The sequence below is a fragment of the Ekhidna lutea genome, assembly GCF_900188325.1.
Lineage (GTDB): Bacteria > Bacteroidota > Bacteroidia > Cytophagales > Cyclobacteriaceae > Ekhidna > Ekhidna lutea.
Window position 1 is genome coordinate 531,956 of the sequence record NZ_FZPD01000005.1, and the last position, 25,304, is coordinate 557,259.

General features: G+C 39.9%; 26 protein-coding genes. 14 read left to right on the top strand and 12 right to left on the bottom strand.

Features of this window, described 5'->3' with window-relative positions:
* Nucleotides 1-77: 77 nt before the first annotated feature.
* The 4 genes from CHB71_RS16355 to CHB71_RS16370 all read left to right on the top strand — a co-directional run bounded on the left by CHB71_RS16355 (nucleotide 78) and on the right by CHB71_RS16370 (nucleotide 3,798).
* Nucleotides 78-2,015, top strand: coding sequence for a formylglycine-generating enzyme family protein (locus CHB71_RS16355; RefSeq protein ID WP_089358011.1), 1,938 nt, complete (start codon nucleotides 78-80; stop codon nucleotides 2,013-2,015).
* On the top strand, nucleotides 2,016-2,573 hold the full coding sequence (locus CHB71_RS16360) for an RNA polymerase sigma factor (protein WP_089358012.1): 558 nt from the start codon (nucleotides 2,016-2,018) through the stop codon (nucleotides 2,571-2,573). It abuts the gene before it with no gap.
* An 11-nt stretch (nucleotides 2,574-2,584) separates the two neighbouring features.
* Nucleotides 2,585-3,124, top strand: a complete 540-nt coding sequence (locus CHB71_RS16365) for a hypothetical protein (RefSeq protein ID WP_089358013.1) — start codon at nucleotides 2,585-2,587, stop codon at nucleotides 3,122-3,124.
* A gap of 92 nt (nucleotides 3,125-3,216) precedes the next feature.
* A complete protein-coding gene (locus tag CHB71_RS16370) occupies nucleotides 3,217-3,798 on the top strand; it encodes a DinB family protein (protein WP_089358014.1) in 582 nt (193 codons plus the stop codon).
* Here CHB71_RS16370 and CHB71_RS16375 read toward each other — a convergent pair.
* The 6 genes from CHB71_RS16375 to CHB71_RS16400 all read right to left on the bottom strand — a co-directional run bounded on the left by CHB71_RS16375 (nucleotide 3,795) and on the right by CHB71_RS16400 (nucleotide 9,015).
* The gene (locus CHB71_RS16375) at nucleotides 3,795-4,040 is read right to left on the bottom strand and encodes a SemiSWEET transporter (RefSeq protein ID WP_089358015.1); all 246 of its coding nucleotides are present in this window, start codon (nucleotides 4,038-4,040) and stop codon (nucleotides 3,795-3,797) included. The two genes, CHB71_RS16370 and CHB71_RS16375, sit on opposite strands and share 4 nt — an antisense overlap.
* Nucleotides 4,040-5,005 carry a YpdA family putative bacillithiol disulfide reductase gene (locus CHB71_RS16380; RefSeq protein WP_089358016.1) on the bottom strand — a complete coding sequence of 322 codons (966 nt, stop codon included), beginning with the start codon at nucleotides 5,003-5,005 and terminating at the stop codon, nucleotides 4,040-4,042. The genes CHB71_RS16375 and CHB71_RS16380 overlap by 1 nt, the downstream gene beginning before the upstream one ends.
* Nucleotides 5,006-5,022: 17 nt before the next feature.
* Nucleotides 5,023-6,246: a serine hydrolase domain-containing protein gene (locus CHB71_RS16385; protein WP_089358017.1), complete on the bottom strand. Its 1,224-nt coding sequence runs from the start codon at nucleotides 6,244-6,246 to the stop codon at nucleotides 5,023-5,025.
* 4 nt (nucleotides 6,247-6,250) lie between these two features.
* Nucleotides 6,251-7,054 carry a helix-turn-helix domain-containing protein gene (locus CHB71_RS16390; protein ID WP_089358018.1) on the bottom strand — a complete coding sequence of 268 codons (804 nt, stop codon included), beginning with the start codon at nucleotides 7,052-7,054 and terminating at the stop codon, nucleotides 6,251-6,253.
* A gap of 182 nt (nucleotides 7,055-7,236) precedes the next feature.
* Nucleotides 7,237-7,968, bottom strand: a complete 732-nt coding sequence (locus CHB71_RS16395; RefSeq protein WP_089358019.1) for a head GIN domain-containing protein — start codon at nucleotides 7,966-7,968, stop codon at nucleotides 7,237-7,239.
* 246 nt (nucleotides 7,969-8,214) lie between these two features.
* Nucleotides 8,215-9,015: a M57 family metalloprotease gene (locus CHB71_RS16400; protein ID WP_089358020.1), complete on the bottom strand. Its 801-nt coding sequence runs from the start codon at nucleotides 9,013-9,015 to the stop codon at nucleotides 8,215-8,217.
* Between the two features lie 363 nt (nucleotides 9,016-9,378).
* Between CHB71_RS16400 and CHB71_RS16405 the strand changes: the two genes are divergently transcribed.
* From CHB71_RS16405 to CHB71_RS16425, 5 genes are read left to right on the top strand one after another with little or no spacing between them, the layout of a single operon-like run.
* Nucleotides 9,379-10,116, top strand: a complete 738-nt coding sequence (locus CHB71_RS16405) for an electron transfer flavoprotein subunit beta/FixA family protein (protein WP_089358021.1) — start codon at nucleotides 9,379-9,381, stop codon at nucleotides 10,114-10,116.
* Between the two features lies 1 nt (nucleotide 10,117).
* Nucleotides 10,118-11,068: an electron transfer flavoprotein subunit alpha/FixB family protein gene (locus tag CHB71_RS16410; protein ID WP_089358022.1), complete on the top strand. Its 951-nt coding sequence runs from the start codon at nucleotides 10,118-10,120 to the stop codon at nucleotides 11,066-11,068.
* Nucleotides 11,068-11,652: a bifunctional nuclease family protein gene (locus tag CHB71_RS16415; RefSeq protein WP_089358023.1), complete on the top strand. Its 585-nt coding sequence runs from the start codon at nucleotides 11,068-11,070 to the stop codon at nucleotides 11,650-11,652. The genes CHB71_RS16410 and CHB71_RS16415 overlap by 1 nt, the downstream gene beginning before the upstream one ends.
* 1 nt (nucleotide 11,653) lies before the next feature.
* A complete protein-coding gene (locus CHB71_RS16420; protein ID WP_089358024.1) occupies nucleotides 11,654-12,967 on the top strand; it encodes a NupC/NupG family nucleoside CNT transporter in 1,314 nt (437 codons plus the stop codon).
* 14 nt (nucleotides 12,968-12,981) lie between these two features.
* On the top strand, nucleotides 12,982-13,842 hold the full coding sequence (locus CHB71_RS16425; protein ID WP_144017459.1) for an FKBP-type peptidyl-prolyl cis-trans isomerase: 861 nt from the start codon (nucleotides 12,982-12,984) through the stop codon (nucleotides 13,840-13,842).
* A 29-nt stretch (nucleotides 13,843-13,871) separates the two neighbouring features.
* Here CHB71_RS16425 and CHB71_RS16430 read toward each other — a convergent pair whose 3' ends face one another.
* The 6 genes from CHB71_RS16430 to CHB71_RS16455 form a co-directional block, all read right to left on the bottom strand.
* Entirely contained in the window at nucleotides 13,872-15,173 is a 1,302-nt protein-coding gene (locus tag CHB71_RS16430; protein ID WP_144017460.1) for a hypothetical protein, read from the bottom strand.
* Nucleotides 15,139-15,675, bottom strand: coding sequence for a hypothetical protein (locus CHB71_RS16435; protein WP_089358027.1), 537 nt, complete (start codon nucleotides 15,673-15,675; stop codon nucleotides 15,139-15,141). Before CHB71_RS16435 ends, CHB71_RS16430 begins: the two co-directional genes overlap by 35 nt.
* Complete coding sequence (locus CHB71_RS16440; RefSeq protein WP_089358028.1) at nucleotides 15,665-16,195, bottom strand: RNA polymerase sigma factor; 531 nt, start codon at nucleotides 16,193-16,195, stop codon at nucleotides 15,665-15,667. Before CHB71_RS16440 ends, CHB71_RS16435 begins: the two co-directional genes overlap by 11 nt.
* A 127-nt stretch (nucleotides 16,196-16,322) precedes the next feature.
* Entirely contained in the window at nucleotides 16,323-17,939 is a 1,617-nt protein-coding gene (pckA, locus tag CHB71_RS16445; protein ID WP_089358029.1) for a phosphoenolpyruvate carboxykinase (ATP), read from the bottom strand.
* A gap of 260 nt (nucleotides 17,940-18,199) precedes the next feature.
* A complete protein-coding gene (locus CHB71_RS16450; protein WP_089358030.1) occupies nucleotides 18,200-19,699 on the bottom strand; it encodes a sodium:solute symporter family protein in 1,500 nt (499 codons plus the stop codon).
* Between the two features lie 27 nt (nucleotides 19,700-19,726).
* Complete coding sequence (locus CHB71_RS16455; RefSeq protein ID WP_089358031.1) at nucleotides 19,727-20,446, bottom strand: alpha/beta fold hydrolase; 720 nt, start codon at nucleotides 20,444-20,446, stop codon at nucleotides 19,727-19,729.
* 71 nt (nucleotides 20,447-20,517) lie between these two features.
* Between CHB71_RS16455 and CHB71_RS16460 the strand changes: the two genes are divergently transcribed.
* From CHB71_RS16460 to CHB71_RS16480, 5 genes are all read left to right on the top strand, one after another.
* The gene (locus CHB71_RS16460; protein ID WP_221406748.1) at nucleotides 20,518-21,207 is read left to right on the top strand and encodes a LuxR C-terminal-related transcriptional regulator; all 690 of its coding nucleotides are present in this window, start codon (nucleotides 20,518-20,520) and stop codon (nucleotides 21,205-21,207) included.
* Nucleotides 21,183-21,905 (top strand): response regulator transcription factor, encoded by a 723-nt coding sequence (locus CHB71_RS18945; RefSeq protein ID WP_221406749.1) that lies wholly within the window; start codon nucleotides 21,183-21,185, stop codon nucleotides 21,903-21,905. The genes CHB71_RS16460 and CHB71_RS18945 overlap by 25 nt, the downstream gene beginning before the upstream one ends.
* On the top strand, nucleotides 21,881-22,606 hold the full coding sequence (locus CHB71_RS16470; protein ID WP_089358032.1) for a LuxR C-terminal-related transcriptional regulator: 726 nt from the start codon (nucleotides 21,881-21,883) through the stop codon (nucleotides 22,604-22,606). The genes CHB71_RS18945 and CHB71_RS16470 overlap by 25 nt, the downstream gene beginning before the upstream one ends.
* The gene (locus CHB71_RS16475; RefSeq protein WP_089358033.1) at nucleotides 22,607-23,389 is read left to right on the top strand and encodes a response regulator transcription factor; all 783 of its coding nucleotides are present in this window, start codon (nucleotides 22,607-22,609) and stop codon (nucleotides 23,387-23,389) included. It begins immediately after the preceding gene.
* A 140-nt stretch (nucleotides 23,390-23,529) separates the two neighbouring features.
* Nucleotides 23,530-25,242 carry a PKD domain-containing protein gene (locus tag CHB71_RS16480; RefSeq protein WP_089358034.1) on the top strand — a complete coding sequence of 571 codons (1,713 nt, stop codon included), beginning with the start codon at nucleotides 23,530-23,532 and terminating at the stop codon, nucleotides 25,240-25,242.
* The last annotated feature ends 62 nt before the right edge of the window (nucleotides 25,243-25,304 follow it).

Consider the following 25,304-nt stretch of genomic DNA (forward strand, 5'->3'; position numbering starts at 1 on the left):
TCTAATTTGAACCCCGCTTGTTTTCAAGTGTATTCCTTCATGTCGGGCCCATTTTAACAAACCCAAACGTAATTAAAATGAAGAATCTAAAAATAAGTTACCTCTTAGTTTTTCTAAGTATTACCACATTCGCCAAAGTAAGGCCTGAGCCAATCCCTTCTAAATTGACTGAGTTGAAGTCAAAAGGTTGGTACAACGAAAGGTTTACCTTATGGAAAAAATTTATGAATGATAATCCAACTGATAAAAATGGATGGATAGAGCTTTTTAAATCAGCAAAGTATAGTGGAGCCTCTGATGAAGAACTTCAAATAATAAGCACTGATGTAAATAAGTATCATCCAGAGTCGGCAGAAGCTGAATATGTGAAAGCAAGCCTTATAGGGTGGACGGATGAAGGTGTTAGTTCCCTAGAAAACGCACTGATAAAAAGTAACACAGATGATTTTTTGGAAGCCAGAGTCTTACTGGCCGAGTTCAAATTATCAGATGATAGAGAAATCTATTCGGACAAGGTATTTGAAAGTGGACTTGTACATAGCAGCACTTTAAACTATGCATATAATGTTTTGATGTCTGTAGTCGATAATGGAATTCTGATTACAGAGGCTACTCACACAACCATTCCGCTTTGGGTTCTTCAGGATGTCATGTCAGTGCGGGAAGATGTAGAAATAATTAATTTGGAGTTAGCTGAAAACAGCTCTTACCTATCCAGAAAATTTGAAGATCTGGGAATCAAAAGTTCTGAGACTATTTTCGATTTACCTGAGTCTAATCCTGACAGTGATTTTTTTTACGCATTGACTTTACCTCGGAAACATATTAGTGCTATTGATAGTCGACTGTATGTGGTTGGATTAGCCTCGCAGTATGAATCTGATCGATTGGATCAGTATGGGTCACTTAAGGAAAATCTTGAAAATCGATTCCTATTAGACTATCTAACCATTGATTTTAATGGAGAACCGAATAGCTCCACAGGCAAAGTTTTGGAGGCTAACTACCTTGTACCACTTGTCTTGCTTAAAGAATATTATGATGAGTATCAGCAATTTGAAAAGTCTGATTTTTTTAAAGATCGCTTGTTACTAATTGCAGATAGAAATCAGCTCAAGTCACAAGTAGATATTTTGCTTGCAAAAGGATCTAAAAATCCTACTGATTTTAAGAAAGTGGAAATTGACATCAAAACTTTAGATCGAAAGCTACAAAAGGTGAAAGGAAATATTTATGCCTCACACGTTGAATTGACAAATAAGGAATTCGAGTTTTTTCTGAAGTACTTAAAGGATAATGAGTATGACGATATTTTTGAAAAGGTGAACATTGATCTCTCCAAGTACGAAGGGTTTTCCTACAACTTTCACAAAAGCTATCATTTTATGGGAAGACCAGACATGAAAAAGGGAAATTATGGGGATTACCCTACTATGGATATTACTTACGAGGCAGCCAAGATATATTGTGAATGGCTAACAGCACAATATAATGCTCAGGAGGGAAGAGAATTTGAGAAGGTTAAATTTCGATTACCTTCTAAAAACGAATGGACAATGGCTGCATTGGGATACACAGAGTTTCAGTCTTGGAACTTGTCGGAAAATACGGTAACAGCATACTATGGAGAGAAAAACAAAAAGCAGAATTTTTCATTGAACGAGCATAAGGTTTCATATCCCTGGTATGGTGAGTGGGAGTTTAGAAATACTGTTATGAACAACAAAGGTTGCTATTTGGCTAATGTGAAGGTTAGTGATGAGAAAACCTGCCCTGCAGAAATTAATGGTGATGGTTTTGAAATAACCTCCCCAGTAGGCACATATTTCTCTAATGGTATGGGGCTATACGATGTGATTGGCAATGTGGCGGAAATGACAGATATTAATGGGATCGCCATGGGTGGCAGCTGGAATCATCTGCCGGAAGAAAGCACAATAACCAGTGAGGTCAGTTATAGCGGACCAGATACGACAGTTGGTTTTAGATTGTTCATGGAGGTAATCGAGGAATAGTTGAAACTGTTCAGAAAATATAAAAGTAAGACCGACGAGCAATTGATGATCCTCATTAAAGATGGGGATCATCGTGCTTTTACATTGCTTTATGATCGCTACGCTAGCCGAATTAAAGCATTTTTTTATCGAATGCTTTGGTCAGATAGTTCTGTAGCTGAAGATCACTTACATGATCTTTTTGCAAAGCTGATAGAGCGACCTGAGTTATATAATGAACATAGCCTTGTACGGCCGTGGTTATTTCAAATAGCACATAATATGTGTAAGAATGCATATCGGAAAAAAGGCTTTGAAACGCAATACCTCAGCCAACTCGAAGAAGGTGTTGTGTATTCAGAAGCGGAACGTTCAATAGATGAAGGGTTTATAAAAGACGAGGTTTACAAGCTGCTTGATATGCTGGATGAAGAACGAAGATCAATGTTTCTGTTACGTTATCAGCAGGATATGTCATTAAGAGAATTAGCTGAGATCTATGATATCCCCTCCGGAACGGTAAAATCGAAGCTTTTTTACATTCGAAAGTTTGTTGTTGATCGCGTGGAATTAGATTAAAAGGAAGGATTATGAAAAACTTTGAAAAATTAGATAAGCTGCTAAGGTCAACACCATTTGAATCGCTTTCAAATGAAGATCGCGAATGGGTAGAGCATGAAATTAGCGAGGAGGAGTACAAAGGAATGTTCAGAGCGATCCATCAATTGCGAGCTGAAAAAGAAATGCAGCCAAGTGGTCGTACAAAAGCACAACTTATAAGTCTAATAAAAGGAAAGCAGCAATCAAATAGAAATAGTTGGATCTATACAAAAACTCCTCTCTATGCCAATTTCATTATTCTTTTGGTAGTTATCCCATTAATTTGGGTATTGCTTCCGCAAAAAGAGGTCATAGTGGAAAAACCTGTCGCTGTGAATGTCCCTGTTTATGATACTGTGCTCGTTCACTTACCACCAGATACAGTGTTAGTTGAAAAGACGGTTCGAGTGGAAGTTCCGATATACCTGACTAGAAACTCTGAACCTAAATCCGTCGATTCTGGTGTCCTAAAAAAGGAATCTTTTGCTGAACAGAAAGCTTTACATGATTTACTAGTAAGCGGAGAATAGCAAGGGGGGTAATGTGGTTGGTTGTTTACTAATAAACAGGTTTGTAATTCACTCTTGTAAACTACTTTTGGGATTAACCAACTAAACCAATCATGTGTAAAGGATATTTTTTTTTCTCTTTTCTATTTACAATCACTTCAACGTTTGCTCAACAAGCAGACTCCACAGACTATTACTACCAAATTCCTGAATACCCCGATGAATACAATGCAGGAACCACCTCTGCAAGAATAGTCGACGGACTTGGTTTTAGATACTATTGGGGAACTGCCGGCCTCACTGAAAGTGACCTGAACTATCGGCCCAGCGAGGGTGCACGAAATGTAGAAGAAACCATAGATCATATTCTTTCATTGACCCAAATCCTGGTGGATGCTGTTAATGAAAAACCATTTGAAGGTGTGGAAATTGAGGGATTATCATATCAGGAAAAAAGAAGTAAAACATTAGAAAACATTCGTGAAGCCAGTGATGTCCTGAAAAAATCTAGCGGTGAAGATTTAGATAGATTCGACATGGTTTTTCCGTCGGCAGAGTTTCCTTTTTGGAACTTGCTAAATGGCCCGATCGCTGATGCGATCAATCATGTTGGGCAAATAATTACATTGAGAAGAACAAACGGAAATCCAATCGACCAGAATATCAGTGTTTTGCAAGGAAGGGTGAGAGATTAACCATGCTTAATCTTCAAAGCTAGAATGGTTCCTGTCAATAGGAGTGTGATTGAATTTGCGAAAATGATGGGAGCATCTCCCAGATGTATTCCGTAAGCAAGCCAGCAAGCAACTCCGATTGTGAATATCAGATACATCCCAAGTGAAAGGCTCTCGGTGCTTTTGGTTCGTATGGTTTTAATTGCCTGAGGTGCAAATGATATAGTGGTCAGGAAAGCAGCAATAAATCCGATATAATCCATTAGTTGACTATGTGGTTGATGATAATCTCTGCATGCTCTCTGGAATTTTCTATAAACCAGGCATTCGTTTTCAGTCCACCACAAATTACTCCCGCTAGATAAACTCCGGGAACATTCGTTTCCATGGTCTTCTCATTGTAGTTAGGTGTTTGAAACTCATCATCACCAATCTCAACTCCTACATGCTTCAGGAATGAAAAATCAGGCTGATAGCCGGTCATAGCCAGTACAAAATCATTTGGAATAGTCAACTGCTCCTTTGGCGTTTGAATGTCAATGGAGTGTTCCTCTATTCTCGTAATGTTACTTTCAAAATAGGCTTTAATTGAACCTTCTGCAATTCGATTATCAATATCAGGTTTTACCCAGTATTTCACTCGTGGGTTGATTTCTTCTTCCCGAATGACCATGGTCACACTTTTGGCACCTTTCCGATACACCTCCAGTGCTACATCTACCGCAGAGTTAGCAGCTCCAACGACTGCAACATCCATATCATAATAGGGGTGTGGTTCGTCGTAATAATGTTTCACTTTCGGCAAATCTTCACCAGGAGCATTGAGCATGTATGGTAAATCATAGAAACCAGTTGCTATGATTAGTTTTTTAGCAGTATATGTTCGCCGGCTTGAGTGAACCTGAAATAGTTCATCTTCCTTTTTTACTTCTTCTATGCGCTCATACAATCGGGTGTTCAATTTCCAAGAAGAAGCAACTCGTCGATAATATTCCAGGGCTTCCGGTCGGGTAGGCTTAGGATTATGCGAAATGAATGGAACTCCACCAATTTCCAGTCGATCAGACGTGGAAAAGAAGGTCATGTTTCGGGGGTAATTGTATAGTGAATTGACCAGACAGCCTTTGTCAACAATGACATAGGAAAGGTTGGTTTTCTCACATTCAATGCCGCAAGCCAGCCCTATAGGTCCGGCTCCCACAATTAAAACATCAACTGCTTCGCTCATAAGGTGCGAAGGTACAGCTAGAGTGATTTTTCTTCCAACCTTTTGATGAAAGCGTTTACAATCGGTGTGATGTAATCAAATAATTCAAACCTTCCTTCCTGTCCTGTCTTGTTTATAGTAATGGCAATTACCAGATCAAACTCAGGATAAACTGCCAATAAAGCCAATCCACCAACAGCCATCCCTCCGTGGTGAATAACCGCTACTTTTCGCTCGCCATTAAAATACCTTTCCGAGTAATTATGTCGCCAGCCTAGGGCATAATATTGTTCATTGATAGAATCGCTTTTCAATCGTTGCGGGGATGTAAGCAATTCTATTGTTTCCGAATTTAAATACCCGGAATCCAGTAGTGCATTCCCAGCCCTGACCAGGTCAGAAGGAGCGGAGAGGAATCCACCTCCGGCCCATTTGTTGCTGAGATTTACATCAACCGTTTTTTTAAAGAGATTCCCATCCACATCATACGGAACAGCCTTATTAGGTATAGGTACATCATGCTTATCTGGCATGGTGTGGATCATTCCCAAGGGCTTAAACACGCCATCCTCCATAAGGCTAAGGAAATCCATGTTTGAGGCCTTCTCCATAGCATGACTCAATGCGGTATAGTTGAAGGAACTATAGGAGAATCCCTCGCCGGGATTGAATAACAATCCATCGCTTTCAAAATCACTCAGGCTTTCTTCCACGCTTTCAAATTCCTTATTCCGATAATATTCCCAAACAGGAAAGCAAAAGCATGTTCCATAATTTCGAATTCCTGATTGGTGAGAAGCCAATTGTCGAATGGTTATTTTGGGTTTTTCCTGAAAGAAATTAGTATAATACTGAATCGAAGAGTTAAGGTAGATTTGGTTACTTTCTATCATCTTACCCAACCCTAATGAAGTAAGAGCTTTTGATACACTACCTACCCTGTATCGAGTGGCTGTATCAGCAGGCAACATAACATCCAGGTCCTTAAAACCAATAGCATAGGTCCACACCATTTTGCCATTTATCATAGCGGCAACAGAAATGGAGGGTGCGTTACTAATGGTGAGAATACTATCTAAATGCAGTTTAGATGAATGAATAGGTTGCAGGTATTTCTCATCTTCTACACCCTTAAACATCGTATTATTCCGGTTTTCTGGGAGATCTTTCCATCCAAAATTCCAGTCAACAATCGGTTGAAAAAGGCAATAGAGCAACCACCCCAGTCCGAGAAGACTGAGTAAACAACTGAATCTTTTCATGGTCTTAACTTTTTAGTCGCTCAGATTTAATGAACTCATACCCTTTGTAGAGAAGGATAATTTCGATGATGGTTGCTGGAACTAACATCATGTATCCGAGCAAAAAGAGGATTACTACAGCGAAAAAGAATCCGGCTACTATTTCTATAATCCCGGCAATTTTTGCGAGCTGCCCCATACTATCTTGAAGGCGCATAAGTCCTATTCCAAAAACAATTCCTGTAGCACCAACACAAATAGATTCACCCGCTCCCAATGTCATCAGGTTGAATTCACTCATTGAGTAGAAAATGGAGAAAATGTCAAAGAAAGTTATGATGGCGAATAAGCCTACCATTAAATACCCTGTAATCTTTAATAGATAATTGGTAAAGTAGTCGCCCAGCCTAATCAGGCCAAACATGAAAAAAGAATAGGAGACGAAATATAATAGTTTAGAAAATGCGTAAAACGTTACCGAATCGACTTCAAATTCATTTTCATACCTTCCATATTCTAGTGCGGCATCCAGAAACCCCAACACAAAGTAAACGATTCCCGAAATCCATGCTACATGAAGCCAGGACTCAGAGGTTCGGAGTTTTTCGTCCGATTTTGTGATTTCTATTGTACTCTTGAAGCTTTCAAGATCAGCACCCAGTGCAGATAGCAATATCTTCACAGTGGAAGTTCGAGGAGTCACTTCGCCAGACTCAATGCGCTGTATGGTTCTTACGCTAACATTGCAAGCTTCTACCAGCTCTTCCTGGGTCATGCTTTTCTGCTGCCTCAGGTCTGCCAGCCTTTTACCAAGTTCGGGTTGTTTCATTTTCAGATTAATTTTTCAGCAATTCTATTTCGAACATAGACTGTTTGCCAAAAAAACGCATTGCAATATACCCGTCATTTACCCGTCAAATTGCTTTTTGGTCTATAAACATAGAAAAACCACCCCCGAAATTTACGAGGATGGCCTCTACTATGATACGTATTAATATGAAGAGGATTCAATCAATACGTACGCTCCACCTTACCTAATCCGTATTCTTTTTTAGTTACTTCTTTCGTGTTTCCTTTAAAGCTGATTGTGCCATCACCATAGACAAAAGCCTCAAGCTGTTCATCCACTTTGATTTCAACATCTCCTGATCCAGTCAATTTGGTTTTGGCTGACTTTAAATCGAGTTCATAACCTTCAATTTTTCCATAGCCGGATAGTGATACATCTGCATGATCAGCATACCCTTTGATTTTCATCAATCCACCTCCAGAGTGATTAATGGCTAGTTTTCCACCTTTAATGTCAGCAGCTAAAGATCCTGATCCTGAAAGTGTTATATCTAACCTGTTAGAGGAAATAGAATTTTCAGTTATGATTTTACCATTTCCATAAACATTTAAAGCATTCACTTCTTTCATTGAAACAAATACATCCAGTTTTGGAGCTATTTTGATATCATCGATTTGTTCCCAAACGCTTTTGTTCTTTTTGTCTCTCTTGATATTGATATTAAGCACACCATCCTCTACTTTAAATTCAGAGATATCCAATATCTCCTTCAAAGCACGGACTTCAATTTTAGTCTCATTGGATTGCTTCAAATAGACAGTATATCTGGAATTGACATTGATGGAGTGAAATTCCTCAATAATCTCAATGTCTTCATTGACCACCTGTGATGATTGAGCAGGAGAGAGGAATGGAATCGAAATAAGTAATGTGGCTATTAGTAGATTTTTCATAGTTACATTTTTTAAACTACAAAATGCCACTAGTGTGCCAATGTGGCTTATTTGCCTATAAGTGCAATTTCAGATTGAATGGTATTCCCAATTTGAGAATACGAATGTTTTTCTGAGAATCAAAATTCTGGGATGAAATAAAAAAAAGTCGTCCAACCACTTGAGTGATGGGACGACTAAATACAGAAAAGAGCTACTACATTAAGTCCAACAGATCTAATGAGGCAGCTTCATATTACTTACGGATCAATAGACGTACCCCAAAGCTGTTTTGTCATCAGCTGTGAAAGGTCGATCTCCTTCAGGACTGCCACACGCTAGCATCCAGCTATTCGCGCTTGGTCCGGTTGGTGTTCCCGGGATATGATTGGCACCTACACCACCATCGCCTTCATTGTCAGGAGCACCACCGCAGCTGTAACTTCTGTCCATGTAATCTGTATGACGAAATCCGATGCAATGCCCCATCTCATGGGCAATGGTAGTCGCTAGCCCATTGATGTTAGATACATTATCATAGTAGCCTCTGGTCATCAGGATCGTGCCGTATGGATCTCCATTTTCAGGGAATCCAGCTGAGCCCAATATTCCAAACCAGTAATAGTACCATGGTGAGGCTTTTATGGTGATGTCTGCCTGTCCTGAGCTAGATACTCGATTAAAGGTTAAGTTCAGGCTTTCATTGTTGTATCGGTCAATTGCAATGTCAGTCGCATCTTTATACTTCTGCGGCATGTTTACAAAAACATTAATCGTTCGTGGGGTTCCGGTTACAAGATTATCTGTATGATAATGTTCTTCTACCGGTAATCCTTCACTTGGGGACATGCGGTCCAACTGATCCAATGAAATTCTAATGTCACCTTCAATAAACAGATTGCCATCATACATTTTCACCTCATCGGCATTAAAGCCAAGGACCGCTACTTTTTCTAGAACTTCTTGCGGGACCTCTTCTAGTTCCGGTCTTTGTGTTTCATTTTCCTGGCAAGACCATAGCATTACCAGAGATAGGGCGAGGATGCCCAACTGATTAAATCTTCTCATAATATTAAAAATTTGGTTCTTGTACCGAAATTTAGAAAGAATGATTAAAAGATAAAACCATTGTAAAAGAAAATACTTAAATGAGTTAAAATCCCTAAGGAAGATAAGAGTCGTGTCAGGCAGGTTTCCTTATTTTATCAAAAGGCTCTAATATAGGCTTCCCAAATTCGTCAATATTGCTAACTTCGAGGTTCGAAAATCAGCGGTTGAACCGATTGATTTCTTACTTGTTTCTTATACAAAACACTTGATTAGATAAATGAAATGAGCATGATTTTGATAAATACCAATCTAGGATGAATATCACTCATGCGAATTCCATCGCGCCGGCGAACCGGTGACTATTAAAAATTATTTATACACATGAAAATATTAGTTTGTATTACGCATGTGCCTGATACCACATCGCGCATTGCTTTCACTGACGGAGACACTAAGTTCGACAAGAATGGTGTCCAATTTATCATAGGTCCGTACGATGATTATGCATTAGCTAGAGCTGTAGAATTGAAAGAACAGTCTGGAGGTAGCATTACCGTCCTTAATGTTGGAGAAGCTGAAACGGAACCTACCATACGAAAAGCCTTAGCCATTGGCGCTGATGATGCTATAAGAATCAATGCTTTTCCAGAGGATGCACTTTTTGTAGCGAAGCAGATTGCTGCAGTAGCAAAGGATGGTGGCTTTGACCTAATCCTTATGGGACGAGAGTCAATCGATTTTAATGGTGGTCAGGTTCATGGAATGGTAGGGGAGCTTTTAGGGATTCCTTCTGTTTCACCGGTAATGACGCTAGATATCGATGGTGATACCGCTAAAATTTCAAGAGAGATTGAGGGTGGTAAGGAATACATGGAATTACCACTTCCATTTGTAGCGGGATGTCAGGAGCCGATTGCAGAATGGAAGATACCAAATATGCGTGGAATAATGAGTGCTAGAACCAAACCTTTAGAAGTGAAAGATCCTACAGGTGATGCACCAAAAACGAAAGTGAGCAAGTTTGAATTGCCACCTGCAAAAGGAGATGTGAAGTTGGTTGATCCTGACAACATGGATGAATTAGTTAATCTATTGAAAAACGAAGCAAAAGTTATATAACATGGCAGCATTAGCATTTGTAGAATTAGATGAAGGAAAAGTAAAGAAGTCATCGTTGGAGGCTGTTAGTTATGCGCATGCTGTTGCAGGCGATGTTACAGCTATTGTTTTTGGCAAAACCGATGATATGGATGAGGTCGGTAAAGCCGGAGCAAGTAAGGTGCTGAGCGTAACAGATGACAAACTGTCTGCACCAAATATTATGGCTTATGCTTCAGCAATAGCAGAAGCGATGAACCAGGAAGGCTCTGATCTTCTTGTTTTAGCAAAAAGCTCATTAGGCGATCCTGTTTCAGCAAGAGTATCCATTAAAGTAGACGCATCATTGGCTTCAAATGTCACTGATCTACCTGATACTTCAGGAGGGTATTCAGTTAAGAAAAGTATTTACACAGGTAAAGCGTTTGCTAATACCAACCTTGAAGGGGATAAGAAAATCATCATTATTAAGAAAAATGCAATTGCCATCAAGGAAGATGGAGGCTCTCCTGAGGTAGTTGATTTTGCTCCAGCAACGAATGATTCAGATTTCACAGTAAAGACAACCAAGGTAGAAAAGGCAGAAGGAGATATTTTACTCCCCGAAGCTGATTTAGTTGTCTCAGGCGGTAGAGGATTGAAAGGACCGGAAAACTGGGGAATGATTGAGGAGCTAGCGAAGACTCTAGGCGCTGCAACTGGTTGTAGCAAGCCTGTTTCTGATATGGACTGGAGGCCTCACCACGAGCACGTAGGTCAGACAGGCATTAAAGTAAGTCCATCATTGTATATTGCTATCGGAATTTCAGGAGCTATTCAGCATTTAGCAGGAGTGAACTCCTCAAAGTATATTCTTGTAATTAATAAGGATCCGGAAGCTCCGTTTTTCAAAGCTGCAGATTATGGTGTCGTTGGTGATGCCTTTGATGTAGTTCCAAAACTTACTGAAGCAATCAAGAAGGCACAGGGTTAATGGCCAATGATAAAATAAAATTAGAGATATTGGGACTGTCTTCAAGTCAGTCCCAATCAGGCTCTTTTGCGCTTGTATTGGGAGAGTCCGGCGGAAACAGAAGGTTGCCGATCATCATTGGAATGTTCGAAGCTCAGGCAATAGCCATCGAGATCGAGAAGATTGTCCCAAATCGTCCAATGACTCACGACCTGTTCAAAGCGTTTTCCCACAATTTTGATATATCAATAAAGGAAGTCTACATCTCAGACCTTAAAGAAGGAGTCTTTTTCGCTCGGATCATTTGTGAGCATGATGGTAAAATTTTCGAAATAGACTCCAGACCATCTGATGCTATCGCCATAGGTCTTCGGTTTAACGTGGATTTCTTTACCAACGAAAGTATTATGACCGAGGCAGGTATAGTGCTGACCGATGAATACGAGGAAGAAATAGTACAGAAAGAGGCATCAAAGCCAGAAGAGAAGACTAGTATTGAAGATTTGTCATCTAGCGAACTTGAGAAACTGCTCACTGACGCCCTGGACAAAGAAGACTATGAAAAGGCCGCTCGAATCAGGGACGTGCTGAATAAGCGAAATTAACATGGAGTACATAAGAGGAATAGCCGGATTATTGGGGCTTGTTGCTATCGCATGGGCGCTTTCCGGTAACAGAAAACGAGTTGACTTCCGGCTTGTTGGAATCGGTATATTTATCCAAGTAGTGATTGGATTGATGATTGCAAATGTGGAATTCGTTAATCAGCTCTTTAGCTGGATGAGTTCGGGTTTTGTTAAATTCCTCAATTTTGGTCTCAAAGGAGCAGAGTTCCTGTATGGTGATTTAGCTAAAAATAGTAATGCAGTTCAGGATGCCAATCATAATCTAGGCTTTTTGTTTGTCTTTCAAGCTTTGCCTACAGTCATCTTCTTTTCTGCTGTTACAGCAGGACTTTATTATTTAGGTCTCCTTCAAAAAATCGTCTACGGTTTTGCCTGGATTATGGCCAAGACGATGCGACTGTCTGGAGCGGAGAGTTTATCTGCCGCAGGAAATATCTTTTTAGGACAAACAGAAGCACCACTTTTGGTACGTCCGTTTATTGGAAAAATGACCAATTCAGAGCTGAATTGTCTCATGACAGGGGGGATGGCAACAATAGCGGGTAGTGTTCTAGGTGCGTATGTTTCGTTTCTTGGTGGTGGCGATGTAGCGCAGCAAGAAGTTTTTGCTACCTATCTGTTAAGTGCTTCTATCATGAATGCACCTGCCGCGATCGTTATGGCAAAAATTTTCTTACCTGAAGACCAACCAGAAAAGATTGACAGTAGTCTTAAGGTAAACAAGGAAAATATTGGTGTAAATCTGGTGGATGCATTAGCGCGAGGGGCTTCAGATGGGGTAAAGCTTGCATTGAATATTGCCGGAATGCTATTGGCCTTCATTGCTGTGATTTTTGCACTGAACTGGATTTTGGTGGATGGAATCGGTGAGTTGTTCGGACTAAACGAGTTTGTTATAAGGACAACTGATGGAGCTTTTGAAGGGTTTTCATTGCAATATATACTCGGCCAGGTATTCAGAGTTTTTGCATTTATCATGGGTGTAGATTGGGCGGAAACCATAAAAGTAGGATCCTTGTTAGGACAGAAAACGGTAATTAATGAGTTTGTTGCGTATTTGAGTTTGGCGGATATGAAAGCTGCTGGTTTACTGTCGCAGAAATCAATTGTGATTTCAACATACGCACTTTGTGGATTTGCTAATTTCAGCTCTATCGCCATTCAGATCGGTGGAATTGGAGGGATGGCTCCTGGAAGGCAGGCCGACTTGTCTAAGCTTGGATTCCGAGCCTTAGTTGCAGCGACACTTGCCACAATGATGACGGCAACCATTGCCGGCGCTTTATTTGGATAATAGTGAAATTTGATATGAAAAAAATACTTTTACTAATCACAGTTTTTGGAATCGCACTCATTAGTGGATGTGGTAAAGATGAAGAAGGACTTACAGAAGAAGAGCAACTTGCTTTAGATCTGGAAATAATTGATAGTCATTTATCAGCGAATGGGATAACAGCACAGGAGCATGAGTCCGGCATACGATACGTTGTGGATCGGGAGGGGGACGGAGAGTCACCAACAGCTTCCGGCAATGTAATTGTTAAATACAAGGGGACCTTTTTGAATGGCGAAATTTTCGACAGAAATGACTTAGGAGTTAATTTCAACTTGGGAGCACTGATTGAAGCCTGGGCGTTGATGATTCCTGAAATGAAAGAAGGTGGTAAAATGACTATGTATGTGCCATCTAAGTATGCGTATGGTTCTAGAGGGAGCGGGCCCATTCCTCCTAATACGGTTTTGATTTTTGAAATGGAGCTTGTTTCACTTGTTAGGTCGGCCAGCGAACAATTGGAAATCGATCTGGCAAGAATAGATCAGCATTTGGAAGGTAATAATATAAATGCCCAGATTCACAGCTCTGGAATTCGCTATCGAGTACTTGAAGAAGGAACAGGATTGAATCCAACGCTTACGGATTTAGTCACTGTGACATACACAGGTCAGTTTCTTGAAGGAGAAATATTTGATGAAGCAGAAAATGTAGATTTTAGGCTAAACTCACTAATTGATTCATGGAAAACAATGCTTCCAACCATGCAGGAAGGTGGAAGAATTATCATGTATGCGCCTTCAGGCATGTGCTACGGAAATGAAGGGAATGGTATAAATATCCCTCCCAATGCTGTTTTGATCTTTCAAATTGAATTGATTGAAATAAATAAATAACAATCATCCGCCCAAGGCGGATGACCTATTTAATCAATTACAACATCTACTTCATATCCCTTTACTGATATTTGAAGCGGGCTTTTGCTGGTCTTTTTTGATTGGGCTTCAATTTCAAGTTGATCACCATCTTTTATGTAGCGTTTGATATCTATGGAGTCCTCATCATATTCGACCTTACCGTATTTCACATCAGTTTTCAAGAAGAATGGTATATCACTCACTCCAATAAATAGATCTATGTATTTACCATCGACTGAGATTTTAGTGGCTGATGGATCAACCCGATCAATTTTCACCTCGTCTTCATAGGCATTCAATTCTAGTGATTGGGTTAGCTCATCAAACGCATGATTGCCATACTTAGAGTTAAGGCTTTTAAATAGACCAACAGACATTGCTTCTGTTTCATCCTCATATGATTGCTCGAAAACAATAGACTGCACTCTACCCATATCAAACTTGCTGTACTTGCTGTTTTTGAGTCGAATTGATGCTATTTCTTTTGCTTCGATATCTACTTCATAGAGCGTCATTTCAGCGGTACCCAACTTTTCTTCTATCGTGATTTCTCCATATTTGAAGTCACCTTTAAGCTCATCTATAACCCTTATTTGAAAATCAGACTCATAGGATTCTGCCTTCATAGCCCCAACGCTGTTAAACTCATGATCAGAGTACTTTGTGTTGATGGTTAGCTCGTCAATTTCATTGATATCCAGCTCTTGCTCATAGATTTGCATCTCTGCAACACCGATAGTTCGAATACTTGCCGAGCCATACTTTAAATTCATCTTGGCATTTTGAATGGTTTCTGCTTCCAGGTCACCGGAGTATTGGGTGAAGTCGATATCCTTAAAGGATCCAATCAATCTTACATCCTCATATGAGTTGTTTATCGTATAGCTATTCGTGCCAGGTGCTTTGATTTTATATTCAAGCTTTGCCTCATCAAAGTCACCAAGATTAATTTCCATCACGAGACCAAAAAAGCTCTTTTTGACACCTCGGTTTGGAAAATCAAGATCAGAATTGATAGACAGTCCTGCAGTCCCCTTACTGATGTTATCATTCACTAAGGTCTCAAACTGATCCAGAAACTCCTGGATTTTATCAGTCATTTTCCCATCATATCTTACCGTTGCTTCTATTTCTATCTCATTTTTATTCCATGTTTCCACAGTCAGCTCTGTGTACTTCGCCTGAATATTAATCCTGTCGGATGATGAGATGCTTACATTAACGGTAGTGGTTCTGGATTCTCCATCACCTTTTGCCAGTGCAAGCATTGATAAGCTACATACGAATGCTATTAGTATCAGTCGTTTCATTTTCATTTAGTTTATTGTTCCTTTTTATTTCGAGTTCGAGTTTCTTGAGTAGTCTTATTTTCTTTTCATAATAATCGATTAGAATACCGGTTAACTCATGAGAATTGATTGTTCCTATATCTTTTCTATACATTTCATTGATTTCATCGAGCGTATTTAGCTCTTGAAAAATCCACTCAAAGTCATTCTGAGACTTCACTTTTTCAATTTCAAGACCAGCCTCGATCGTACTTATCTGCGCGATAAAGTCATCCTCCATCACTCTATAGTCTTCGGAGATGTCACCCAAGGATGCCAGTTCATCTACCTGACTTTGGAGCGATATGTTATGAAGCAGGAGTCCAATAGACAGTGTGATAAATACTGCCGCAGCTATCTTCCACCATTGAGACGTTGGCTTTTCATTTTTCCAGCTCTTTTGAATGTTTCCCCACACTTCATCTGGTGGGAATTCTACATTCAACTGATCCTTTCTGTTTTTTATTAGCTCTTCAATATTCATAGTGATGTTGAAGTTTAGTTTTCAATAATTGTTTTGCATGCCTGAATTGAGTCTTGGATGTTGATTCAGAAATACCGAGCTGTTCAGCTATTTCCTTATGCTTATAACCTTCCAGTAAATGAAGACAAAGCACAGTTCGGCATCCTTCCGGCAGCTCCTTTATGGCATTATGTAATGTTTTATTATCAACAAGCTTTTCGTCCACCTCTTCCGATTCCAGATCTTGTTGCTCTGTGATATCCTCAAAGTAGACTTTCTTTTTCCGCAGGTACTCCAACCCCATATTTATCACAATGCGTTTAAGCCATCCTGCAAACGCCATTGGATCTTCCAGATCACCAATTTTTCGAAAAGCTTTAACGAATGCTTCCTGAAGCAGATCTTTAGCTACATCGTTATCATTAGTCATCCTTGTGAGTGTACTATACATGGCTTTAGCATAACTGTTATATAGGTTGAAAGCCGCCAACTCGTTTCCCTTCTTTAGTTGTTTGATCCAGACAATTTGAGTTTCGGTCACAGGCTATTGGCGTTTTCTATGGGTAGGATGATCTAAAGTCTAAAAGGTTGTATGAAGATAAAAGTTTAGACATAAAAAAACCCTGAGCTACTCACTCAGGGTTCAGTTGATCTTTAAAAAAGCCTAATTACTTATAGCTCGTATTTTGCTTTGGAGCTCCTGCCATGATATCGTCACTGGCAAATTCCTCAAACTTCTTGAAGTTTTCTACAAATCGAGAGGCCAGATCGTTAGCTTTTTGATAGAAGCCCTGGTCGTTCTTCCATGTTTCTCTCGGACTCAAGATTGCATTTGGTACACCAGGACATGTTGTTGGAATCTCCGCTCCAAAAATTGAGTGGGTTCTGTATCCAACGTTATCAAGCTGTCCGTTCAATGCTGCTGTAATCATTGCTCGCGTATACTTCAGGCTAATTCTGTTCCCAACACCATAAGGACCACCTGTCCATCCGGTGTTTATCAACCAAACATTCACTTCATGCTTGTCCATCTTGGCACCCAACATTTCAGCATACTTGGTAGGATGAAGAGGAAGGAATGGAGCTCCAAAACAAGCGGAGAATACCGGTTCCGGCTCAGTAACTCCAGCTTCTGTTCCAGCCACCTTAGAGGTATATCCTGAAATGAAGTGATACATCGCCTGACCTTTATTCAATCGCTGAATAGGAGGGATCACGCCGAACGCATCACAAGTAAGGAAGAAAATATTCTTAGGAATACCACCGATCGACGGCTCCATCGCATTTCTGATGTGATGGATAGGGTATGATGCTCTGGTATTTTCTGTTACAGATGAGTTTTCATAATCGACCTCTCTTGTTCCTTCTTTGAATCTTGTATTCTCAAGAATTGCTCCATATTGGATAGCCTTGTAGATATCCGGTTCTTTCTCTTCTGTAAGGTCAATCACTTTAGCATAGCATCCACCTTCAAAATTAAAGACGTTTTTTTCTGTCCAGCCATGCTCATCGTCACCGATCAATAGCCTGTTCGGATCAGCCGAAAGGGTAGTTTTTCCTGTTCCTGAAAGTCCGAAAAAGATCGCAGTGTCTTTTTGTTCTATTCCCATGTTCGCAGAACAGTGCATACTGAGTACACCTTGCTCATGTGGAAGCATGTAGTTAAGAACAGAGAAAATTCCTTTTTTCATCTCGCCAGAGTAAGCGGTTCCTCCAATAAGGATCATGCGCTTGGTGAAGTTGATGATGGCGAAGTTTGACTGACGTGTACCATCTGTTTCAGGATCAGCCTGAAATTCCGGAACACACAGAATAGTAAAATTCGGATCGAAATCCTTGATCTTATATTCATCCGGGCGAAGGAACATGTTGTAAGCAAACAAGTTGTGCCACGCCATGGTATTGATTACACGTACTCTTAATCTGTGAGTCTTATCCGCACCAGCGTACGCTTCACGCACATATACTTTTTTGTCCTCTACAAACTTTACCATCTTGTTGTAAAGCTTGTCGAAGTTATCTTCTGAAAAAGGAATGTTGATATTGCCCCACCAGACTGAATCTTTGGTGTTGGCATCTTCCACTACGAAGCGATCTTTTGGAGATCTTCCGGTGAATTTACCTGTATCGCACATCAAAGCTCCGGTAGAAGTAAGTACGCCTTCTCCGCTCTTCAATGTCTCCTCAATGAGTTCTGATTGGCTCAGGTTCCAATGAGCTTCTTTTACTTTAATTCCTAAGTCTGAAAGATCGCTTTTGCTGGATTTTACGCCGTATTCTTGCATTTTTTAATGGGGTGTTGATAAATAATAAAATCCCGAACTGATCGGGACTCAAACGTTTGCGCGAAGTTACTTGAAGTCAGTCTTTCTCAAAAAAAGGATCGACTATTTCTTTTTTATTCTTCTAACAAAGGCACACTATTCCCTTGCCGATGAGGTACGAATCGGACTTGGGAATCTCAATTCAAGTAGTGAGAAGATGCCCAAGTCTACGGCTTTTTTCAAAAGCCTTCGCGAGGGCATACTGTTTTAGTAATAGCCACTTAATCGTCTTGCTCACCCTTCTCAAAAAAGGGATCAACAACCTCCTTTGGAGTTGGCTTGGTAAGCAAGCTAACAATGACCAATGCAAGTATTGAAGTGATCAATGCAGGGATAGCCACCATCTTTGAATCATAAGGAAACGACATAAAACCAAGATCAACCACTGTGCCTGTTTTATTCAACACTTCAATAACGATTACAGATAGCATTCCTGCAAGAATAGAGGCAACTCCACCTTGCTTGGTTACTCGCTTCCAGAAGAAGGTTGCTAACAGAGGAGGGGCCAGAGCAGCTCCGATCATGGTATAGGAGATAAAGGCCATTGACAATATCTCTTCAAACTGTGTCATAATTAGGTAGGCTATGAATCCAAGGATTACAATGGCTGTTCGCTGGATGATCAATTTTGTTTTATCCGAAGCATTCTTAATGAAATACTTTTCCAGTATATCGCGTGAAAGATTGGTTGAGGTCACCATCAGGAAGGTATTTCCTGTCGATAAAATGATGGCTGCCCCTCCGGCAAAAAGTAATGATCCGACAAATGCCGGCAGTTGTTCAAACCCAATTCGAAGAATGATCTCTTCTGACATGGGAGCATTAACCGACCCATCAGGCATAAAAAACCTCGGATCGTGTGCGTAAATAGCAAAACCTACTACTGCTAAAAGACACATAAGGAATTCGATTCCTACCACCCCGATGAACATACCCATTACTGCTTTTTTTGCTGATTTGGCATCTTTCGCTGAAGAAAATTTTTGATAGACACTGCTTTCACTAAGCATGAGTATGAGTGTTGGTAGCATGATTCCTATGTACCACGTAGGTTCGTGACCTTCAAATACCGAAAGGTGATTTGGACTAACCTCGTTGATGGTATCTACCACATTTTCCCAGCCACCAAAACCAGATATGGCAAATGGAACCGCCAGAATAATAGCGAGAATCATAATGATGCCATTGAATATATCGATGGACACAATTGAAACCATTCCTGCCAGAGCAGTAAAAGCAATGATGAGTAAAAAGGTGATTAGCGTACCTTGCTCTACTGAAATGCCACCTTCTGTTAAAATAGATAAGAACCTACCACCCCCTTTAAACTGGTAGCCTGCAATGATGAGGTATGCAACAATGATGGTAATAGTTCCTAATAAACGTGCAAGTGGTGAATAGCGCTTTTCCAGTATGTCTGTAAGGGTATACTGAGATATTCTGCGAACTCTTGCGGCAATGAAGTAAACAGCTAATATGCCGATCCATGCACCAAGTGAAAACCATAGCTCGGAAAACCCAACCTGAAAAGTGAGCCCGGCAGTACCGAACAAGCTACCAGATCCTATCCAGGTTGTCACCAAGGTTCCTACAAGTAAATAAACCGGTACATTTCTTCCGGCTACTACAAAGTCTTCTTCGTTCTTTACTCCTCTGCTTTTGTAAATAATGATTCCTGCTAGAATCAGAATGTATCCAATGGTTACTATTAAATAGGTCATGCTGCTTATTTAAAATAAGCCGCCAATTTAATCATTCTCCACTTCTTGGATAATCTGTTTGATAATATCATTAAACTTTTTCGGTGCTTCTATGGAGGCGTAATGTCCGCATTGATCAATTTGAAAAATCTTATTGATTCCTTTTAGCTTTTTGATGTAATCTATGTTTGGGGTGGGGTCTTGTTTTCCGTGTATTACATAGGCAGGAACAGATAGCTTTTCAAGTATTTTAATTTCATCCATGAGTTCACCGTTTAAGATGGATTTGCCAAGAATCTCTCTGAATTTCGGATCTGTATTCTTAAAGTCGCTCAATAGCAATGGCCATACTTTTTCATTGACAGCAATCTCCTTCATAGCGTTTTCAATAACTTCCTGGGTGTAATCTGCCTCCAGGAATATTCCGAGTATATCTGTAGGCATAAAGGCCTCCTCAATATTCAACGGTCTTTTCAATGGAGGTGAGGCGAAAAACACGAGCCCTACGCAGTTTTTGAGCTGAGGAGTGACTTCAATGGCAATATGACCACCCAATGAATTTCCGATCAGGAGAAATGGTTCATCCTGAGGGATATGGCGAATGGCAAAAGCTCGAAGTTCATCCAGGCTATAATCACTCTCCGGGTTACTGGAAAAATCCCCTCCATGACCGGGAAATGTAATGGTGTGAACATCTTCAAATACATCTCTCAGATCATTAAAAACCGCTGGTGATGACGAATTTCCATGTAAGCAGACTAGTCTCATAGGTGAAAACTGGTTTAGTTATTAGCTAAAATTTAAGTAAATTGATATTGATCAACGAATGAAATCAAAAAATGGACATTTCACATTTGGTTTCAAGGTTCTCGCAAGAGCCAACCGATAGCTACCTGAGTCCACAGTCTCTGGATAAAAAGCCTGAATATGAGATTAGGGAGCAGTCCATTATTTGTCTGACCAAACAAAAGTTATTTGGATATGCACCTGCAGAAATAAAGCGTATTTCTCAGCTATATGAAGTGATCCATCCCGAAGATCGGGATATGGTCATCCGGTTTTCAAAAGCATCTATAGATCACTTTAATAATGGCAATCTGAAACCGGGCCGTTCTCAAACAAAAATTGTATTTCGGGTCATTGGTAAGAACAGCAAACAGTACTACTACTTGAGGCACGCCATTATAAATGGTGTCAAAAACAATGAGATCGCATCTAATTATACTTACTTGAGTGATCTGACCTGGTTAAAGCCTAAGGTCGGTTCATGGAAGTTAAATGGGCCAGGAGCAGAACATTTTAGGTTTCACCGGTCAAATGGAACTGAATATGAATGTGTTTTCACAAAACGTGAAAAGGAAATCCTGAGATTGTTGGCTCGTGGATTTTACTCGAAAGATATTGCTCAAGGTCTGAAACTTTCCAAACATACTGTAGATACGCATCGAAGAAATATGATTCGCAAGGCTAAGGTGGCCAATACTGCTGAACTATTATCATTAGCATGGGATATGAATCTAAAAATATAGGCTGGATCGATACGGAATATCTTTTCCAGGTTGAAGCATCTGAAAAAGAGATCATCCGTAATTTTTGGGACGCTGAATTTAACCGGCCCTTTTATGAAGTTGGGCAAGATGTTTTCTTAACACAAGCTAAATCTAAACTGGCTGGATTCGCAGCTTCTGATTTTAAATCTGTAGATGACATATATGCATTAATTCATCCTGATGATGTGAATCATGTCGTGAATTTTTCAATTCGTGGGTTAGATTTTGTCAATCATGAAATGAAAATGCCACTCTTATGCAGGTCTCAGTTTGTTTTACGCTTAAAATCAAAATGCGGTTCCTACAAAACATACCTTAGGGAATGCTTCATAAATGGAGTTAAAGGAGGAAAGGCGACCCGAAATGTAGGATATTTAAAGGATATCTCATGGATGAACGGGGTGCAAATCAGGGCATGGAAAATGGACGGTGAAGGCGCGGAGTTTTTCGATTACAGTTTTCCTGAAGCCAGGAAATTCACTAAGACACTAACATCTCGGGAAATTGAAATATTGAGACTCCTCGCCCGAGGCTTCCACTCCAGGGATATTGCCGAAGCTCTTAAGATTTCGCGACTTACAGTAGATACACATCGCAGGAATATGCTCAGAAAGGTAGAAGCGGCAAACACACCCGAATTACTCACTTTAGCATGGGATATGAATCTAAAAATATAGCGATAGATGACTTGAAAGGGGTCTTTGAACCGAGTGCCAATTCGGAGGAACAGGTTGTTCGTGATTACTTTTCTGTAGAATCCCAGGGACCAACATATGAGGTAGGCAAAGATCAATTTCACATAAACAAAAGAGTGCGACGAATTGTAGGTTATTCAACCTCTGAACTTAAGTCTTTGGATGATCTATATGCATTAATTCATCCAAACGACCTGGATTTTGCGCTGGACTTTTCAATTAAAGCGATTAGTTTTTCGAATCGTAAAATCGATGATTTGTTCACTTGTCGGACACAATCAGTTTTTAGGATGAAGGGAAAAGGGGGAAACTACAGACTTGTGAATCGAGAATCGTTGATCAGTGGGGCAAAAGATGGAAAAATCACTCGAAATGTGACCTACCTGAATGACATTTCCTGGATGAAAGGTGTAAAAAGTGGCTCGTGGAAAGTTGAAGGTGATCATGCCGAATTGTTTGATTACAAGTATTCTGAAATTGAAGGCTTTTCCGATGTATTAACAAGTCGCGAAGCTGAGATATTGAGACTCCTGGCCCGCGGCTTTCACTCCAGGGATATTGCTGAAGCCCTCCAAATCTCAAGACTAACAGTAGATACACATCGAAGAAATATGCTCCGAAAGGTAGATGTGGCAAACACACCCGAATTACTCACTTTGGCGCGGGATATGAATCTTTTCTAAATGATTGATAATAAATCAAACGCAGTGGCCATGAACAAGGTGTGGCAAACCTTCAAATCCAACTTTGGAGAAGTAACTCCTCTTAAAAGGCCTCAACTTGAAAAGTACTTGGGTGACCTGTTTTGTGTGGGCGATTTTTATTATTACGTAATTGACTTTTCATCTTTTCCTGAGCTTAACCTGTCTTACATAGACCAAACTGCACTTGATTACCACGGTGTTTCAAAGGAGCAATTTTCATTAGACTATGTTCTATCGTCCGTTCATAAAGAGGACATGCCTTTTTGTACAGCCTGTGAAAATGTAATTATGGAATATTTTGCAAGCCTGGAAAAGGGAGAAATGCTGAATTATAAAAGTAGCTATACGCTACGAATAAAAGATGCCTCTAATGAGTTTCAGTTCATCCAGCATCAGGGGGTTCCAATCGCGCTGGATGCAGATGGTGGAATGACGCATGCCCTGAATGTACATACCAATGTGAGTCACATCACCAATGAATCCTGTGGGAGTATGTCGCTTCTTGGACTCAACGGACGACCCTCATTTGTAGGAATAGATCCTTTCAATCCTTCGTTTAGCAAAAAATCCAACCCACTATCAAACAGAGAGCGGGAAGTGCTGTCATTACTGTCTCGCTGGTTTACCTCAAAAGACATAGGCAAGTCTTTGAAGATTTCTGAACACACCGTCGGCACGCACCGAAGGGCCATGCTGCGAAAATTGGATGTAGCCAACACAATAGAGTTGATCCAAAGAGCGAAAGCCATGCTCTTGTTCTAATATTTTCTCCACACAAAGTCAATACCAATTAAGGGTTATTTAGCACCTAATCAATACTCATTGTTGGGTATTGACATTTATTATTCGCTTCACAAACTTGATGAATCAAATTTTCACTCATTAATAAGAATAAAAATGTCATGAAAGCTTTAACCCTCATCGCCCTGTTTGTAACTATGATAACTTTTCAATGCTGTGATTTAGGCTCAGATGAAGATAATTCACTGCTTGAAGCAAATTTTAGTGTGGTTGAAAGAAATGTAGGCACGGACGAGCAAGTGCTATTTCAAGATGAATCCACAGGCAATCCTTCTACATGGCTGTGGGAGTTTCCCGGAGGCTCCCCGGAAACATCTACAGAGCAGAATCCTACGGTGACATATGCAGAGGAAGGTTTTAAATCAGTTACGCTTACTGTTTCTAATGGAAGTGAAACTGATATGGTGGAAAAAATAGATTACATAGAGGTGGACTCAGATCCAACTGTTGAAGATGATTTTGTAGCTGAATTTGAAGTGGATAAAAATGTGGTTGAAGTTGGAGAGGAAGTTCAATTCACAGATATTACTGAAGGAGCTACTTCATGGGAGTGGGAATTTCCCGGTGGTAATCCGGAAGTTTCGACTGAACAAAATCCAATTGTCACATATTCAACTGCCGGCTTCAAGACTGTTGTTTTAGTTGTCACTAATGGTGAGGGTAAGACTAGTGTGAGTGAGAATGAAAACTTTATTGAAGTAATTACCCCACAACTAACTGAGAGTGAGCTTATAGAGAAGTATGATCAGGCTTTGATAGACTTGAAGCAATTCATTCAATATACTTATCTCTTTGATGCAGTGCTCACAAATCAATATGAACTCAGCGGGGATTGGTCAGACATTTACAATCATACATATTCTCCAAACAGTGTTAAAGTGGAGAAGTTATGGAATGATGGTTTCCAAATATTAGATGATATCGCATTGATGTATTTGAATCTTTCAAATATTTCAGATCAAGAACTAATGAATCTGTACGATAGTAGATTGATTATAGTGGATTCATATGTTAGACATAGTCTATTAAACTATTTTGGATACATTCCTTTTTACGGACCCCTGAAAACAGATGAACTCAGTTGGAGGGTTGCGACGTTGGCAACAATCGAGGATACAGATCTGTTGATATACGATATTTCAGGACAGGCAAACAGTCTACCGGAATTTGATAATGGCTATTATGTAGAATATGGCTCTGAGGTAACATTCACAGACGCGTTCCTTAAAGCTTTTAGAATGCGATTTAGCCTGACGTCTATAAGCGGTTTAACGCTGAGAGACCCTTTTGATATAGAAGCTGATTTTGAAGACATAGCGCTAAATCATGTTTATATACAGAGTCCTTATGAGGAAATTTTTGATAACGGATGGAGACGTGAAAGTATTTTGGGTTTTGCAGCTGACGGGGATGCAGAATTCAGTAGTTTTTTCAACATAGGCGATTATGTGCCGGTTATTCGAGCAACAGAACCCACACTTATTTATTTAGAGACCTATTTGAGGCAAAGAAATCCAGATGAGATTATTGGTGATGAGGCTGATGAAATAAATGATTTTGAAGCCATTTATAATGAATTAGCCACTTATCATGGATACGAAGGCTTGCCAACAACTACAAATGAAGAAATTCTGGATATTTTATTTGAGGTTTGGATAGAGGATTTTAGGTATGAAGGAAGAGCATTCCAGGTGATGAAGCGCTTTGACAAAGCCAGAGATATGCTTGGCATAGAAGATTACCAACAATTGCTTCCAATTCCACAATCTGCGATTGATGCTAATGTAAATATTGTTCAGAATGAGGGGTATTGATGATGATTATTTGATTTAAATAATCAATTGATTATTCTGAATTATTCCTAGAGACTTTATAA